This is a genomic window from Catenulispora rubra, from assembly GCF_015356825.1.
GTDB lineage: Bacteria > Actinomycetota > Actinomycetes > Streptomycetales > Catenulisporaceae > Catenulispora > Catenulispora rubra.
Map to the genome: position 1 here is coordinate 1 of NZ_JAACYW010000137.1, position 16242 is coordinate 16242.

The 16242-nt window shown below is 71.3% G+C and carries 15 protein-coding genes and 1 pseudogene; 10 read left to right on the forward strand and 6 right to left on the reverse strand.

The window, feature by feature from the left end:
* Both GWK61_RS30875 and GWK61_RS30880 read left to right on the forward strand, forming a co-directional pair.
* Positions 1 to 476 (forward strand): annotated as a pseudogene (locus GWK61_RS30875) (IS701 family transposase); the annotation flags it as partial.
* A 256-nt stretch (positions 477 to 732) separates the two neighbouring features.
* Positions 733 to 1128, forward strand: coding sequence for a hypothetical protein (locus GWK61_RS30880; RefSeq protein WP_194914877.1), 396 nt, complete (start codon positions 733 to 735; stop codon positions 1126 to 1128).
* A 23-nt stretch (positions 1129 to 1151) separates the two neighbouring features.
* On the opposite strand, the gene GWK61_RS30885 is transcribed toward GWK61_RS30880, so the two are convergent.
* Positions 1152 to 2369 (reverse strand): glycosyltransferase, encoded by a 1218-nt coding sequence (locus tag GWK61_RS30885; RefSeq protein ID WP_194914879.1) that lies wholly within the window; start codon positions 2367 to 2369, stop codon positions 1152 to 1154.
* Positions 2370 to 2447: 78 nt separating this feature from the next.
* Complete coding sequence (locus GWK61_RS30890; RefSeq protein ID WP_228563212.1) at positions 2448 to 3314, reverse strand: glycosyltransferase family 2 protein; 867 nt, start codon at positions 3312 to 3314, stop codon at positions 2448 to 2450.
* Between the two features lie 73 nt (positions 3315 to 3387).
* On the opposite strand from GWK61_RS30890, the gene GWK61_RS59890 reads away from it, so the two are divergent.
* Both GWK61_RS59890 and GWK61_RS30900 read left to right on the forward strand, forming a co-directional pair.
* A complete protein-coding gene (locus GWK61_RS59890) occupies positions 3388 to 4488 on the forward strand; it encodes a glycosyltransferase family 4 protein (protein WP_194914883.1) in 1101 nt (366 codons plus the stop codon).
* Positions 4472 to 5404 (forward strand): glycosyltransferase family 2 protein, encoded by a 933-nt coding sequence (locus GWK61_RS30900; RefSeq protein WP_194914885.1) that lies wholly within the window; start codon positions 4472 to 4474, stop codon positions 5402 to 5404. Before GWK61_RS59890 ends, GWK61_RS30900 begins: the two co-directional genes overlap by 17 nt.
* Positions 5405 to 5491: 87 nt before the next feature.
* On the opposite strand, the gene GWK61_RS30905 is transcribed toward GWK61_RS30900, so the two are convergent.
* The 4 genes from GWK61_RS30905 to GWK61_RS30920 form a co-directional block, all read right to left on the reverse strand.
* Positions 5492 to 6256 (reverse strand): PHP domain-containing protein, encoded by a 765-nt coding sequence (locus GWK61_RS30905; RefSeq protein ID WP_194914887.1) that lies wholly within the window; start codon positions 6254 to 6256, stop codon positions 5492 to 5494.
* Complete coding sequence (locus GWK61_RS30910) at positions 6253 to 7419, reverse strand: ATP-grasp domain-containing protein (protein WP_194914889.1); 1167 nt, start codon at positions 7417 to 7419, stop codon at positions 6253 to 6255. Before GWK61_RS30910 ends, GWK61_RS30905 begins: the two co-directional genes overlap by 4 nt.
* A gap of 199 nt (positions 7420 to 7618) precedes the next feature.
* The gene (locus GWK61_RS30915) at positions 7619 to 8290 is read right to left on the reverse strand and encodes a polysaccharide deacetylase family protein (protein ID WP_194914891.1); all 672 of its coding nucleotides are present in this window, start codon (positions 8288 to 8290) and stop codon (positions 7619 to 7621) included.
* A complete protein-coding gene (locus GWK61_RS30920; protein ID WP_323747831.1) occupies positions 8287 to 9252 on the reverse strand; it encodes a glycosyltransferase family 2 protein in 966 nt (321 codons plus the stop codon). The genes GWK61_RS30915 and GWK61_RS30920 overlap by 4 nt, the downstream gene beginning before the upstream one ends.
* 272 nt (positions 9253 to 9524) lie before the next feature.
* On the opposite strand from GWK61_RS30920, the gene GWK61_RS30925 reads away from it, so the two are divergent.
* The 6 genes from GWK61_RS30925 to GWK61_RS30950 all read left to right on the forward strand — a co-directional run bounded on the left by GWK61_RS30925 (position 9525) and on the right by GWK61_RS30950 (position 16215).
* On the forward strand, positions 9525 to 10958 hold the full coding sequence (locus tag GWK61_RS30925; protein WP_194914899.1) for a sugar transferase: 1434 nt from the start codon (positions 9525 to 9527) through the stop codon (positions 10956 to 10958).
* Position 10959: 1 nt separating this feature from the next.
* Positions 10960 to 12036: a Gfo/Idh/MocA family protein gene (locus GWK61_RS30930; protein WP_194914901.1), complete on the forward strand. Its 1077-nt coding sequence runs from the start codon at positions 10960 to 10962 to the stop codon at positions 12034 to 12036.
* The gene (locus GWK61_RS30935; protein WP_194914902.1) at positions 12033 to 13133 is read left to right on the forward strand and encodes an NAD-dependent epimerase/dehydratase family protein; all 1101 of its coding nucleotides are present in this window, start codon (positions 12033 to 12035) and stop codon (positions 13131 to 13133) included. Before GWK61_RS30930 ends, GWK61_RS30935 begins: the two co-directional genes overlap by 4 nt.
* Positions 13130 to 14296, forward strand: coding sequence for a DegT/DnrJ/EryC1/StrS family aminotransferase (locus GWK61_RS30940; RefSeq protein ID WP_194914904.1), 1167 nt, complete (start codon positions 13130 to 13132; stop codon positions 14294 to 14296). Before GWK61_RS30935 ends, GWK61_RS30940 begins: the two co-directional genes overlap by 4 nt.
* Positions 14289 to 14966 carry a NeuD/PglB/VioB family sugar acetyltransferase gene (locus tag GWK61_RS30945; protein ID WP_194914914.1) on the forward strand — a complete coding sequence of 226 codons (678 nt, stop codon included), beginning with the start codon at positions 14289 to 14291 and terminating at the stop codon, positions 14964 to 14966. Before GWK61_RS30940 ends, GWK61_RS30945 begins: the two co-directional genes overlap by 8 nt.
* Before the next feature lie 130 nt (positions 14967 to 15096).
* Complete coding sequence (locus GWK61_RS30950; RefSeq protein ID WP_194914917.1) at positions 15097 to 16215, forward strand: DegT/DnrJ/EryC1/StrS family aminotransferase; 1119 nt, start codon at positions 15097 to 15099, stop codon at positions 16213 to 16215.
* Positions 16216 to 16242 lie beyond the last annotated feature (27 nt).

Below are 16242 nucleotides of genomic sequence, written 5' to 3' on the forward strand. Positions count from 1 at the left end.
TGGCCACGCGTTCGACGAACCTGTCGGCTCCCGGCGGACCGTCGGTGGCCGACCTGGTCGCGGCCCAGCCGTCCGGGCGCTGGCAGCGCAGGTCCGCCGGGACCGGAGCCCACGGCGAACGGTTCTAGGACTGGCTGCGCGTGGGCGTGCCCTGCGATACCGATGGCCGCAAGCGGTGGGTGCTGGCCCGCCGGTCGATCAGCGACGGCGAGATCGCCTACTACCACTGCTTCGGCCCGGCGGCCACGACGCTGAAGAAGCTGGTCGAGGTCGCCGGGGCGAGGTGGGCCATCGAGGAGTGCTTCCAGACCGCGAAGAACGAGTGCGGCCTGGACCATTACCAGGTCCGCAAGTACACGGCCTGGTACCGGCACATCACCTTGTCGATGGCCGCGCACGCCTGCCTGACCGTGATCCGCGCGGCCGAACGCGCCCGCAAAAGGGGGCTGCGGTCGACCGGTGTGACGAGCTGGTAGACCTGTCACTGGCCGAGATCCGCCGACTGTTCACCCGCATCGGCAACAAGGCCCACCAGCTACTGTTCACGATCGGCTGGAGCCTGTGGCGACGACGACACCAACACCGCGCACGACGCAGCCACTTCAAACGCCGCGGTCAAATCGCACCTCCATGAACATCAAGTGCGGCTGCCGTACTAGGTCTGAGAATTCATCTCGCGATCACCAGCCCTTTTTTGCTGCGATGCCGATGGGACGCCTGTACGGTGGCGCGGTGACTGCGATGCTGCTGCCGCGGGAGAACGCGCGGTTCGTGCTGGGTCCGCTGCCGTTGCTAGTCGTGGGGAAGGCGCCTGCGGTGCACGGTGAGCTGCCCGCTTTGGTCGCTCCGGAGGGGCGGGTGCCGGTGTGCGACGGGTGGCAGCTGATGGCCGGGCTGACCGTCTGCGTGCTCGACGGGCCGAGCGGCGGGTGCCTGATACCCACGTTGGCGGAGACCGGGGACGTCGACGGGATGGTCGCCTGGTGTGACGCCGTCGCGCAGAGCGGGGGCGGGGTGGTGGTCTCGCTGCCGGAGATCCCTGAGGACTTCGACTGGGACGAGATCTTCGGCGGGGGCCGGGCCCGCGGCGGATTCGTGCGGGGGATGGAGTTGGAAGAGGCCGAGTGAGGCCCCTTCCAACTCCCTGTTGATCAACGAAGTACCGGGGACACCGCGGCGATGTAGCGGGGAGCGTGCTGGGGCCAGGACAGATGCGCCTCGAACGTGGCGCGGGCCGCCGCCGCGATCTCGGCGCGGCCGGCCGGGGCGTCCTTGAGGAGGGTGGCCAGGGCGTCGGCGAAGGAGCGGATGGTCATGTCGGCGGCCTCGTAGGCGTGGCCGTCGGTGAGACGCACGTTCTCGCGCAGCGGGCGCAGGGCGATCGGAATGCCACGGGCCATCGCGTGGGTGACCTTGTTCATCGCGCAGAAGTGGTTGAACGGGTTGTCGGGGTCGGGCACGGCCATGGCGTCGATGCGGCCGAGGAACGTGTCGACGGCGCCGGGGCCGAGCCAGCCGTGGAACGTGACCAGGGAGTCCAGGTCCAGACGGGTGGCGTGCGCGCGGGCCGCGGGCAGGGCCGGGCCGTCGCCGGCGACCTCGACGCGGAAGCCGGTGGCGCCGTCGGCGCGCAGGAGGGCGACGGCGTCGAGGAGGTCGGTGAGGCCGTCCTGTTCGCCGATGACGCCGAGGTAGCCGATGACGAGGTCGGGTGGCGTGGCTTCGGCGGCAACGTCGGCTGCTTCGGTGGCGGCGGCGTCAGTGACGTCCCGCTCGTCCCGCTCGGCCGGCACCTCCGCCGTGCGGATGATGATCGCGTCCCGGCCGTACCGCTCCAGGATCCGGGCCCGCTGTTCCTCACTAGGGGTTATCACCACATCGGCCGTCGTGATCATGCGCCGCTCGGCCGCCAGGAACATCGGCGTCAGCTTGCTGAAGCCGGCGCGCGACTCCGCCAGCACCGGCACCACGTCGCGCTGGTCGTACACGGTCCGGATCCCGTTGCGGCGGGCCCACCAGGCCAGCGGGAACAGCAGGTCCGGGGGGTTGCCGATCTGCAGCATGCGGCGGCCGCCCCGGGAGCCGCGCAGCGCACGCCGTGCCGCCTCGGCCGCCGCGGAGGCGGTCCAGAAGCCTTCGGCCGCCGTGGCCAGGGCTCCCTGCCCCTCGAAGGAGCGGAAGCGGATCACGTCGATGCCGTCGATCCGCTCCCGGCCCGGCCGGCGCCCGCGGATCGCCGGGCACACCACGCTCACCCGCGCCCCGTCGTCGCGCAGCGCAAGAGCCTGAGACCAGGCGCGCTGGTCGTCGGGCACCGGAAGGTTCAGCAGTACCAGCACAGCGTGCGGTGTTCGGATACGTTCCGTCATGATTTCCCCACCCCCTGGTGGCGGACGCTACCCAAGAATCAGAAAACTGACACTTTGATCATGCTCCGGTGTCGCCGATCACGCTCCCCGGCTCGTGTCGTCGCGCTGCCAGGTCTTGAAGTCCCCCGCACGCACCGCCCGCCGAGCGCGTACTTTGGTCGCGACTGTGAGCGCGAGGAACCACACGACCTTGGGTCCGTTGCGGACCGGCGACGCCGAGGCGATCGCCCGCAGATCGGACAGGGACGTGCGTGCCGACCCCGACGCCGAGGCCAGCTCCGGATCGTCGGCGGCCTGGAGCGTCGAGACCAGCGCCCGGGTGCGGATCTTGAGCAGCGCTCCGGCGGTGCGCGGCGGATGGACGACCACCGAGGCCTCCGACAGCACCCGCCGCTGCTCCGGCTCGAAGAGCAGCGAGGCCGCGAGGTCGTCGCCGAGCAGCGGCGGCAGCGCGCGCAGCCGGTCCCAGCCCTCGCGCGAGACCCCGACCACGCCGCGCCCGAACAGCCCCTCGCGCACCACCGGCAGCTCGTCCCACACGTCGTAGAACCAGCGCACGGTCCACGGCCGCCCTTCGGCGGGCATCGCGCGCGACGGCCCGGCAGCCAGGACGCCGGGATCGTCGAACACGGCCGCCAGGGCGCGCACGTCCTGCGCCCCGAGCTCGACGTCCGCGTCCACGTACAGCCGCGGAAAGCCTTCGGCGTGCTCGTCGGCGAGCCGCATGGCGGCGTGCTTGTTCGCCTGCGGAGTGACCAGCACCTTGACGTCGGCGAACGTCCCGGCGATCTCCGCCGTGTCGTCCGTGCAGCCGTTGGCGACGACCCAAATCTCGAATTCACCCGGCGCGGCTCCGGCCAGAAGTCTGCTGAGCAGACGTCCGACCACGCTCGCCTCGTTGTGCGCGGGGATGACCACTGACACCACGATTGCCCAGTATCGCATCGGACTCCGCACGCGTCCTGTCAGGGTTCTAATGCTCTTGTGGGGTTGTTCCCGACTTTGCGAGCATGGCCGCGTGACGGACAGCCGGATTCTGGTGCTGGTGTCGGCGGGCTGGTTCCCGCCGTTTCTCGAAGAGGTCGCCGAACAGGCGAAGGCAGGGGAGCGCCCGAAGGTTTGGCTTTACGACCTGCCGTACGACCTGACGGTCCTGGACCAGCGGTTCGTGACCGGTCCGTCGAAGCTGCGGAGGCTGGTCTACGGCAAGTTGCCGCTCCCGCTGGCCTTCGCCGCCGAGGCGTTCCGCGTGCGCAAGAAGTACGACGCGATCTTCGCCTGGGGCGCCGAGGCCGCGAGCCTGCCGCTGGCTCTGGCGCTGCGCTTCACCGGCCGGCGGAAGCGAACGCCGCTCGTCGTGCTCTACAGCTGGATCTCCTCCGGCGCCAAGGCGAAGCTGCTGCGCCACGCGTGGCCGGGGATCAAAACGTTGGTCCTGCCGCCGTCGGCGCAGGCCGAGTTCGCGGTCAAGCAGCTCGGGGTGCCGGCGGACCGGATCGTGTCGCCGAAATGGGTCGTGGACACCGAGTTCTTCGACCCCGCGCTGGCCAAACCGGACCCGGACGACCCGGACGCCGTCATGATCTGCTCCGCCGGCCGCGAGATGCGCGACTTCGCCACGCTGATCGCCGCCCTCGACGGCACGGGCGTCCGCTGCCACATCGCCGGCTCGCTGGTCGCCGGGATGGACGACCGCTGGCGCGCCGAGCTCGGCGACCGCGGCGAACGCGTCGGGCTCCCGGACGGCGTCACGTTCGGCCCGCTGACGCCGGTCGAGATGCGCGATCTGTACGCGCGCTCGCGCTTCGTCGTGCTGCCGCTGCACCCCAGCGACACCGACAACGGCATCAGCTGCATGATCGAGGCCTTCTCGATGGGCCGCGCGGTGGTGTGCACGCGCGTCGACGGGCAGCGGGACGCGCTGGAGGAAGGCGTCAACGGCGCGTTCGTGCCGGCGCACGACGCGGCGGCGTTGCGTGCGAAGATCCTGGAGCTGATCGCCGATCCGGAGCGGTCGGAGGCGATGGGGCGCCAGGCACGGCAGTTGGCGGAGACGGAGTTCGGGATGGCCCGCTGGGTCGCGGCGTTGACGGAGGTGCTTGATGGAGTCGTCCGCTGAGGACTTGCCCGGGGCTGTGCTGATCGTGGTGACCTGGAACAGCGCCGACGTGCTGCCTGGCCTGTTGGACTCGCTGGAATCCGGCATGAGCGGCTTGCGGTGGCGGCTGGTCGTTGCCGACAACGACTCCGCCGACGGCACCGCCGATCTGGTGCGGACCACGGCTCCCGAGGCGCTCGTGGTGCAGACCGGCCGCAACGCCGGCTACTCCGCCGCGATCAACGCGGCGCTGGACGCTGTCGGCCCGCTGGACAAGCAGACGGACGCGGTTCTGGTCTGCAACCCGGACATCCGGATGCGGCCGGGATGCGGCGCGGCCTTGGTGCGCGGACTGGAGCGGTCGGGGACCGGGATCACGGCACCGGTGCTGTTCGACGGCACCGGACGGATGATCAGGACGCTGCGACGCGAGCCGAATCCGTTGCGGCTGCTGGGCGAGATGGTCCTGGGTGCGCATCGCTCGGGGCGCTTCGCGGCACTCGGCGAACAGGTCGCGGACCCCCAGGCGTACCGGGGCCCGACCCGCGCGGATTGGGTCGCCGGGTCGCTGATGGCGCTGTCCCGGGAGTGCGTCGAGGCGTGCGGGCCATGGGACGAGTCCTTCTTCCTCTATTCAGAGGAGACGGAATACGCCTTGCGGGCGCGATCGCACGGCCTCGCAACACGGTTGGCGCCGGACGCGGTCGCGGTGCACCTGGAAGGCGAGGCGACGGTTTCGCCGAAGCTGTGGACGCTGCTCACGGTGAACCGGGTGCGGCTTTACAAGCGGACGCACGCGGCACCGGCGACGGCGGCATTCTGGGGCGCGCTGCTGTTGCGCGAGTCGTCGCGGGCATTGCTGGGGCGTGCTAGTAGTAGGGCGGCGGTGCGGGCGTTGGTGAGCCCCGCTCGGATGCGGGCGAAACCGGGGCCGTGACGGGAGTGGTGGCTGGGGCTGGTTGATAGCCCCAGCCCCAGCAGAATTAGCAGCACCGATAAACAGGAAGCGCCGGTCTACTTCCTTCTACTTCCTCTTGCCCAGCGCAGTCCGCACCGCGCGAGCCGCAACAGCCCGCGCCGCCTCAGCCGCAGCGAGCGCGACTCCGCCGACCCCCGACGTCAGCCGCAGCGCCGACCGGCTGAACGCCAGCGCCTCGAACCGCCCGTCGCGGAGCGCGTCTTCCACAATGCCGCGGCTCAGCGGCCCGCTGAGCGTGAGCTCCATCGCCAGCGGAAAGAACTGCCGCGCGCTGTGAAAGTCCAGCGACACGAACGGCGGCAGCCCCAGCTGCTCCGCGTATGCGCGCGCCTGCCGGTTCGGCGCCCAGCCGTCGTACTTGCGGTTCCAGATCTCGACCGCCGTCAGGTCCTTCGCCCACGCCGGGTCGAAGCGCCGCCAGGCGTTGCGGCGCCAGGGGTGCGCGAAGACAGCGACGCCGTCCGCCTCTCGTGTGTGCGCCAGGACGTCGGCGATGTCCGGGGTCTGGCTGAGGAACGGGACCTCGCCCCAGACGGGGATGTGGACGACGTTGTCGGCGTCGTTGTACTCCAGCCCCGGCACGACCAGGACCCCGTTCCCGGACGCCGCCGCGCACGCCTCGACGTACTCCTGCCACTTGGCCTCCGTGAACGTGCGGCTGTGCTCGCACATCAGCAGCACGTTGCGCCCCCGCTTGCGGAACGCGGCGGCCAGCCGGTCCAGCGGCCACGACGCGTCGTCGGACCACTCGGAGTGGATGTGCGCCACCGCGCGGACCGTGGTCACCGGGGTGGTCACAGGGCTGGTCACGAAGCTTTCCCTCTCATCCGAGCGGCCTGCTTGGCGAGCGTCGACCACGTATCCCGCCAGAACACACGCCGCTCACCAGCACGCAGGTTGTACCAACGGTCAGCGCGCGTCGGCCGCAGCGCGGCCAGCGTCGCGCCGCGCTTGGGCCAGGGCCCCGGGTGGTCCTTCATCGGCCCGCGCATGACCGCGGCGAGGTGGATCAGCTCGCGGCCGAGGTGGCGGCAGACGATGTGCGGCGGCTCGGGGTCCGGCGCGTCGGGCACGAACGCCGGATCGAGCGCCTGCCGCACGGCCCACACCGGGTAGTCGAAGCCGCGGCGGACGGCCAGCGCCATGCTGCCCCAGGGCCGGCCGTTGACCTCCATGAACCACGGCGTGCCGTCGGCGTCGCGGAGGAGTTCGAGCATGAACATGCCGCGCCAGCCGACGGAGGCCAGGAGCTTTTCGGTGGACTGGCGCAGCTCCTCGTCGACCGCGACGGAGCGGCACGCACTGGAGGCCGAGCCCCGCGGGTCGGCCATCCGCACGCGGCGGTGACCACTCCAGGCGCGCACGCCGTCGGGCGTCGCGAAGCCGAAGACCCCCTCCCCGACGCCGGTGAGGAGCTGCTGGACCAGGACCGGACCGGCGAGGTCCGCGCTGGCGGCTTCGACGTCGGCCTCGGTGGCGGCGGCGCGCCCGCCGGGGCGGATCAGCTTGTTGTCCTGCTCGATCGCGGCCATCGCGGCTTTGACGATCCACGGGCCTTCGGGCGTGCGCGCCGGAACCGCGAACCCGGCCCCGGCGGCGGCCTCGACCTGCAGCCGCTTGTCGAGCGCGAAGTCGGCGGCCTTCCCGGTGGCGCCGGCGACCCGAAGCCCGGTCCGGTCGGCGACCCAGACCGCCAGATCGTCGAGCGGCATGAGCACGGAGGCGCCGAGGCGGTGCGCGGCGTCGACGACGTCGGCGACACAGGCCGCGGCATCATCTTCCGGCGCGGTGACCGGCACGATGCGCACCCGCCGCGACGCGGCCAGCGCCGGCGAGGTACCGCGCCGCGCGAAGGCGAAGACCTCGTAGTCGGCGTCGGCCAGGGACCAGGCCGACTCGATCGCCGCGAAGGCATCGGCGAAGCCGATGAGAACGCGGGCGGGAGAGGAGGCCGGAGCAGCGGAGGTGGTCATGCGGGGCGGCTCGCTTTCGCAGCGGTGAGCCCGGAGCGGCACTTGCATGCCTCGATGACAATAGAGGGCTTTCTCGCCGCAATTAAATGTCTTTCCGCAGCACGGGATTTGAGATTGGGCTTGAGCATTGCAGCGACGTTTTCAGGCCAGCCGCCCGCGGCAAGCCCACCGCTGACCACTGCGCGACACCCGCGCCCCCTCATCGCCAAGCCTTAGCCATCAGCCACGCCCGATCCACCGCGCGCCCGCCGGCCGGCCGCGGCGTCAGCATTCGCGCGCGCACCGTCTCCGGCGTGTCATCCGCCTCGACGCTGTAGCGCGGCTGTAGCCAGTTCCCGCTGCGCGCGGGGCGGGCGTCGCTGGTGAACACCGTGCGGTAGCCCGCCGTGCGCAGTGCCTGAAGCACCTTGCGGTCGTAGGCGCCGAACGGGCAGGCCGCCGTGTCGACCGGGCGGCCTGCGGCCTCGGCGATGCGTGCGCGGGCGTCCTGCAGCTCAGCGTTCTGGTCCGCCGGCGGGACCTTCGTCCAGGGACGGTGCGCCGCGCCGTGGGTGCCGACGGTCATGCCGGCGGTGGCCAGGGCTTTGACCGTGTCGTCGTCGAGGTTGCCGGGGGTGCCGAGGCGGTCGGCGATCGGGAAGAAGTCGGCGGTGAGGCCTCGTTCCTGCAGGGCCGGCAAGGCGATCTCCGCGTCGGAGGCGTTGCCGTCGTCGAAGCTCAGGCGGACGTTGGGTTGTTCCGCGCAGAGGTCCAGTACGCGCAGGAACGCCGACTCCGTCACCCAGTAGCGGTGCTCGTCCGGTTCGCGTTCCGGTTCGTTCGGTGTGCCGATTCCGTGGAACGAGATGTTCCGCAGCTCCGTGCCGCTCATTCGCCCTCCCCGGCCGGCTGGGGGGCCGGCGTGCCCTGGTGGTGCTGCTTGCCGTTCTGCTGCGCGTCCTTGTTCTCTGTGCGCGCCTCGTCGTTCTTCTTGTCCTTGTCCCACTGCGTGTAGAAGCTCGACGGGTTCACCAGGTAGCGAACCGTGGGAGTCGGCAGGTGCGTGATGCGGTGGCGCCGCGTGAAGCGGTACATCATCTCCCAGTCCTCGCGTGGGAGCAGGCCGATGGGCCGCGGCATCCGGCTGAAGATCAGGGCCCGGCTGCGGACCGCCACGAAGGCGTTGCAGTCCAGGAACGAGTCCCACGACGCACGCTTGCGATCGAAGGGCACTGACAAAACGTCCAGATCCGACCCGTCCGGCAGCACCCGGTGCAAGGCGGTGTACACGCCGGACAGCCGAGGCGAGTCCATGAGGGTTTTCACCGTCAGCGCCAGGTGGTCCGGCTCCCAGGTGTTGTCGTCGTCCAGGAACGCCACGTAGCGCGACTCCGTCAGCCGCATCCCGACGTTCCGCACCAGGCCGAGCACATGCGAGTTCTCCGACAGTGACACCGTGCGAAGCCGTGGATCCGCAGGCAGCTGCGCCGCCTCCAACCCGCCGCCGCCGTCGTCCACGACGACGAGCACGAAGTCCGACCAGGTCTGCGCCAAGACCGAGGCCACTGCTGCCGAAAGTCCGTCGGGCCGTTTGTACGTCGGGATCACCACCGCGACCCGGGCGGACAAAAGCGGCGCTTCGCTCCGCAGGCGCCGAACTTCACGATCTTCGAAGCCGCGCATGCGTAGCACACCCGGCCATTTCATGGTTCTGTTCCGCCACTCGAAGATGACTTGCCAGCCGACGAGCCGGTTCAGTGCGTCCTTACTCCAGCGCAGCGCGTTACGCGCCATCCCTATCCCCCCAACCCACCGGCCCCGCGAGGCTTCAGTGGTTGTCCCACAGGCGACCATGTTTGGACACAGCACGTATAACAGCAGAACGACGCTAAGTGTTAGCCATGATATCTCTCCATGACATCTCGCGCGAAGTATCACAGGACCACTAGCATGCTTCACGTTCGACGGAGTTCGGGCAGTTACGCAACGGTCATGGCCGAGGGAAGTGCGGGGCGGGCGGCGTCAGGCGGTGCGATGAGATTCCGTGGGGGGATTTCGGCATGGCGGTCGGGTCAGGCGTGGAAAGTCAGGTCGTGCGGCGGCTACAGCCGGCGCGAACCTGGACCATGAGATACGGCAGGCGCGCCGGCACGGCGCTCCTGGTGGCGATGGACTGGACATGTGCGACCGCGGCCACCTGGCTCGCGGTGCCGGTCCAGGACCAGTGGCCGGCGCTGGTCGCCGTGCCTGTGGCATGGGTCGGCGCGTCCAACGCGCACCGGCTGTACGAGCGGCGGCACGTGGGGCCGGGCACCGAGGAGTACCACCGGATCCTCAGGGCCTGCCTCGCGGCGATGGCCGCTCTGGCGGCGTTGTGTGCGCTGGTGGCACGCAACGACCGGCTTCTGCGCGGGCTGCTCGTGGCAGTCCCGACCGCGGCGGTGGGTTCGCTGTTGGCCCGCAAGGCGTTCCGCGCCATGCAGGCCCGGCATCCCGGGCTGTCGTCGCGGCCGGCGCTGCTGGTCGGCAGCGCGATTCAGTGCTCTGCGATGGCCACGATCCTGCGGCGCGAACGCTCGGCACTGCGCGCGGTGGCCGCATTGGAGGTGGCGGGCCCTGGACAGGGCCCGTTGTCGCAACCATCGGGCTCGGTACCACCGCGTCCACAGGATCCGTTGGACCCGCTCAACGTGGGCACGCTGACCGCGCACGGCGGACCCAGCGACGCCGAGCAGGTCGCGACGGCATTGGAAGTGACCGGATGCGAGGTCGTGGTGCTCATGCCCGGCCCGCACCTCGGAGCGGCGGCGCTCAGCGGGCTGGGCTGGCGCCTGGCGAACCAGGGTGTGGACATCCTGGTCGCCCCGTTCCTCAGTGAGATCTCGCCGGCGCGGCTGGCGGTCCGGCGGGACGGCGGCGTGCCGCTGTTCCACGTCCGGGCGCCGCGCCTGTCGCGCGGGGCGCGGGTCCCGAAGGAGATCGGCGAGCGGGTGATGGCGGCCATCGGCATCCTGCTGCTGTCGCCGATCTTCCTGGCGGTGTCGCTGGCGATCATGTTCGGCGACGGGCGTCCGATCTACTTCCGGCAGGTCCGCGTGGGACTGCGCGGGGAGCACTTCGTCCTGTTCAAGTTCCGCACCATGTCGACCGACGCCGCGGCGGTGAAGCAGGAGCTCGCGCATCTGAACGTGAACTCCGACGGCTTGCTGTTCAAGGCGCGGCGGGACCCGCGGGTGACGAAGGTCGGCGCCGTGCTGCGCCGGTACTCGCTGGACGAGCTCCCGCAGCTGCTCAACGTGGTGCGCGGCGACATGTCCCTGGTCGGGCCGCGTCCGCCGCTGCCGGAAGAGGCGGCGAAGTACAGCGAGGAGGTCCGGCGCCGGCTGCTGGTCAAGCCGGGCCTGACCGGGCTGTGGCAGGTGAGCGGCCGCTCCGACCTGGCGTGGGCGGACGCGGTGCGGCTGGACCTGGGATACGTCGAGAACTGGTCGCTGGGCCTGGATGCGGAGATCTTGCTGCGCACCGGCTCGGCGGTCGTCAAGGGCAAAGGAGCGTACTGAGATGTCGGGGGGATCGCCGGCCGCTGAGCGGCCGGGTATCGCGGTGGTCGGTGCCGGGTATTGGGGACCGAACCTCGTGCGGAACTTCATGGCCTCGCCGGACTGGGACCTGCGCTGGCTGGTCGATCTGGACACCGAGCGGGCCCGCAAGGTCGCGGCGCCGTACGCCAGCGTCCAGGTCACCGGAGCGCTGGACGAAGCGCTGGCAGACCCGCAAGTCAAAGCGGTGGCGATCGCGACGCCGGCGCGTACGCACCGGGATGTCGCGCTGGCCGCGCTGCGGTCGGGGCGGCACGTCCTGGTCGAGAAGCCGCTGGCCGCCACCGAGGCCGAGGGCGCGGAGCTGGTCGCCGAGGCGGCCAAGCGCGACCTGGTGCTGATGTGCGACCACACCTACTGCTACACCCCGGCCGCCCTGGCCATCAGGGAGTTGATTCACTCCGGCGAGCTCGGCGAGGTGCACTTCGTCGACTCGGTCCGGATCAACCTGGGGCTCATCCAGCCGGACGTCGACGTGTTGTGGGACCTGGCTCCGCACGACCTGTCGATCCTGGACTTCATCCTCCCGCCGGGCGTGAAGCCGGTGGCGGTGGCCGCGACCGGCGCCGACCCGATAGGGGCCGGCCGGACCTGCGTGGCCTACCTGACGCTGGCGCTGTCCTCGGGCGCGATCGCGCACGGCCACGTGAACTGGCTGTCCCCGAGCAAGGTGCGCACCACCATCGTCGGCGGCTCCAAGCGGACCCTGGTCTGGGACGACATGAACCCCGCGCAGCGGGTCAGCGTCTTCGACCGCGGGGTGGACCTGGCCACGCCGGACGAGCTCGGCGCGGACCAGCGCCGCGCGGCCCTGGTGTCGTACCGGATCGGCGACATGGTCGCCCCGGCGCTGAACGAGCGGGAGGCGCTGGCGGCGGCGGTCGAGGAGTTCGCCCGCGCCGTGCGCACCGGCACGCCGGCGGCCACCGACGGCCGCGCGGGCCTGCGGGTCCTGCGCATCCTCGAGGCCGCCTCGCGCAGCCTCGCCGAGAACGGAGCCCTCGTGGCTGTGAGCGACGACGCCTTGGAGGGCGAATGAACGACACGGTTCCCACCGGCGCGGCGGTCGATCTGGCCGGCAGCCGCGCGCTGGTCACCGGCGGGGCCGGAACGATCGGCTCGCACGTCGTGGACCGGCTGCTGGACGCCGGCTGCGCGTCGGTGGTCGTGCTGGACAACTTCGTGCGCGGCCGCCGGGCCAACCTGGCGGCGGCCCTGCCGAGCGGCCGGGTGCAGATCGTCGAGGGCGACATCGGGGACCGGGGACTGCTCGCGGAGCTGACCGCGGGCACCGACGTGGTGTTCCACCTGGCGGCGATCCGGATCACGCAGTGCGCCGAGGAGCCGCGGCTGGCCAACGAGGTGTTGGTGGACGGCACGTTCAACGTGCTGGAGGCCGCCGCGGCGGCGGGGGTGAAGAAGGTCGTGGCGTCGTCCTCGGCCTCGGTCTACGGTCTGGCCGAGCAGTTCCCGACCGACGAGCGCCACCACTCCTACAACAACGACACGTTCTACGGCGCGGCGAAGGCCTTCAACGAGGCGATGCTCCGCAGCTTCAAGAGCATGTACGGGCTCGACTACGTGGCGCTCCGCTACTTCAACGTCTACGGCCCGCGCATGGACATCCACGGCCTTTACACCGAGGTGCTGATCCGCTGGATGGAGCGCATCTCCTCGGGAACGCCGCCGCTGATCCTCGGCGACGGCACGCAGACGATGGACTTCGTGCACGTCGCGGACATCGCACGGGCGAACGTGCTGGCCGCCGCGTCGGATCTCACCGACGAGGTGTTCAACATCGCCTGCGGCGTCGAGACCAGCCTGAACGACCTGGCGAAGACGCTGCTGGAGGTCATGGGCTCGGATCTGCCGGTGGAGTACGGGCCGCCGCGTGCGGTCAACGGCGTCACCCGGCGTCTGGCCGACACCTCGCAAGCCGAGGCGCGGCTGGGCTTCAAGGCCGAGATGGGGCTGCGCGAAGGCCTCGCGGACCTGGTCGACTGGTGGCGCAGCGAGCAGTCCGAGCCGGCGCCGTCCGAGCCGGTGTCGGGAGTCGCGGCGGCGGCCGAGCGGGCCGCGGCGGCGAAGGCGGCGAAGGCGGCGTCCGGGGCCGCGGTCGAGGGAGCCTCCTCATGAGCAGCGCAGTGGCCACCGAAACCGAGGCGGCGCCGCGCATCCCGGTGATGATCCCGTGGCTCGGCGAGGAGGAGGCCGAGGCGGCGGCTGAGGCCGTGCGCTCCGGCTGGGTCGCGCAGGGTCCGCGCGTCGCGGAGTTCGAGCGGGCCTTCGCGGCCGAGGTCGGCGCCGCGCACGGCGTCGCCGTCAGCTCCGGCACCACCGCGCTGCACCTCGGCCTGGTGGCGCTCGGCGTCAAGGCCGGCGACGAGGTCGTGGTGCCGTCGCTGTCGTTCATCGCGACCGCGAACGCGGCCCGCTACGTCGGTGCCGCTCCGGTGTTCGCCGACGTGGACCTCACCACCGGGAATCTGACCCCTGAGACGATCACCGCCGTCCTGACGCCCAGGACGCGCGCCGTGATCCTCGTCCACCAGGGCGGGGTCCCGGCTGATCTGGACGCCCTGCGTGGGCTGTGCGCGGACCGTGGCCTCGCGCTGCTGGAGGACGCGGCATGCGCGGCCGGCGTGCGGTACCGGGACCGGCCGGTCGGCGTCGGCGCGCAGGTGGCCGCCTGGTCGTTCCACCCGCGCAAGCTGCTCACCACCGGTGAGGGCGGCATGGTCACCACCGACGACGCCGAGTACGCCGCGCGGATGCGGCGGCTGCGCGAGCACGGGATGAACGTCTCGGCAGCCGACCGGCACGCCAGCAGCAAGCCGGTGCTGGAGGCGTATCTGGAGACCGGCTTCAACTACCGGATGACCGACATCCAGGCCGCCGTCGGGCTGGTGCAGCTCCGCAAGCTCGCGCCGACGGTCGCCGAGCGGCGCGAGCTCGCGGCCCGGTACCAGCGTGAGCTCGCTGATATCAAGGGCCTGACGCCGGTGACGGACCCCGAGTACGGGCAGACCAACTACCAGTCGTTCTGGGTGCGCCTGGACGAGCGGTTCCCGGTCTCCCGCGACGATCTGCTGCTCCGGCTCTCGGACGCCGGGGTGTCCGCGCGCCGCGGCATCATGGCCGCGCACCTGGAGCCCGCGTACGCGGACGTCAGCACGCCGCGGCTGCCGGTCACCGAGGACCTGAGCCTGAACTCGTTGATCCTGCCGGTGTTCCACGGCATGACCGCCGAGCAGCAGGACCGTGTGGTAGCCGTATTGAAGGCGGCTGCCGGTGACTGAACTGCGGATCGCGATAGCCGGGGCGGGCGGCTTCGGTCGGGAGACGGCTGACGCCGTGCGTGATCTGTATCCGGGCTCGGACGTGTTCGCCGGCTTCCTCGACGACGCGAATCCCGGGCTGCTCATCGCCGACCAGGTGCTGGGTCCGGTCGACCTGGTGCGCGAGCTGCCGGACGTGCGGCTCGTGGTCTGCGTCGGCAACCCGCGCAACTACTTCGCGCGGGCCGAGATCGTCGAGCGGCTCGGGCTGCCCGAGCGCCGGTACGCGACCGTCGTCCACCCCTTCGCGCAGGTGTCGCGGAGCTCGACGGTCGGCGCCGGATCCGTGCTGCTGGCCGGGGTGGTGCTGACCGCCGACGCCACGATCAGCCGGCACGTGGCCGTGATGCCGCACGCCGTGGTGACCCACGACGTCGTGGTCCGGGACTACGCGACCCTGGCCTCCGGGGTGAAGCTCGGCGGCGGCGTGGTGGTCGACGAGGGCGCCTACATCGGGGCCGGGGCGATGGTCCGGGAGGGCGTGCACATCGGCGCCTGGTCGCAGATCGGAATGGGGTCGGTGGTGCTCCGCGACGTCCCGGAGGGCGAGGTGTGGGTCGGGAGTCCGGCCCGCAAACTGCGGGACGTCCGGCGCCCGGAGCCGACAGCGCACCGAGCCGCACTCCGGTGAACGCGGGGAACGGAGACGGCGAGGGTCAAGGCAGATGCCCTCGCCGCTGTTGTCATAGCACCACCACCTGTCATCGATCACTCACCCACCGCGCCGGGCAGCGCGGTGTCACCGACCGGAGGACCCATCCATGAGCCCGCGCATACCCCTGGTCGATCTGGCCGCCGCACACGCGGAGATCGCGCACGCGGTCCAGGCCGGGTTCGCCGAGGTGCTGGCCACCACGGGATTCGTCGGCGGTCCGCAGGTGGCGGCCTTCGAGCGCGAGTACGCGGCGTTCGGAGGCGTCCAGCACTGCGTCGGTGTGGCCAACGGCACCGACGCCGTGGAGCTGTCGCTGCGGGCGGTCGGCGTCGTCCCGGGCGACGAGGTGATCGTCCCGGCGAACACCTTCGCCGCGACCGCCGGCGCGGTGGCCCGGATCGGGGCCGAGCCGGTGTTCGTGGACTGCGACCCGGTCAGCTGCCTGATCGACGTCCCCGCCGCGCTGGCCGCGATCCGTCCGGCCACCAAGGCGATCGTGCCGGTCCACCTGTACGGACAGCTGGCACCGGTCGAGGAACTGCGGGCGGGGCTGGCCGGCAGCGACATCCGCATCGTCGAGGACGCCGCGCAGTGCCAGGGCGCCGGCCGGCTGGGCCGGACGCCCGGTTCGGGCCCCGGGGCGATCGCCGCGACGAGCTTCTACCCGGGTAAGAACCTCGGCGCGTACGGGGACGGGGGCGCCGTCCTCACGGACGACGAAGAGCTGGCCGAGACGGTGCGCAAGCTGGGCAGCCACGGCGGCCTGGCGAAGTACGCGCACGACATCGCGGGCGTCAACAGCCGGCTCGACGCGCTGCAGGCGGTCGTCCTGCGCGCCAAACTGCGCCGGCTCCCGGAGTGGAACGCCGCACGCCAGGCCGCGGCGGCGTACTACGACAAGCTGCTCGCGGACGTCGAGGACGTCACGCTGCCGGCCGTGCTGCCGGGCAACGAGCACGTCTGGCATCTGTACACAGTCCAGGTTCCCGCGCGCGACGCGGTCCTGGCCGGCCTGGAGGCCGAGGGCATCGGTGCGGGGATCCACTACCCGGTGCCCCTCCACCGGACCGGCGCGTTCGCCACCGACGCGTCGTTCCCGCACGCCGAACACGTCGCGGCGCACACGCTCTCCCTGCCGCTGCACCCGCACCTGATGCGGGAGCAGCAGGAGACCGTCGTCGCCGCCCTGGCCCGGGCGCTGTCTGCGCACCAGAGCCGCTCGTAGCAGGACCAGAGCACTTCGAACGAGGTT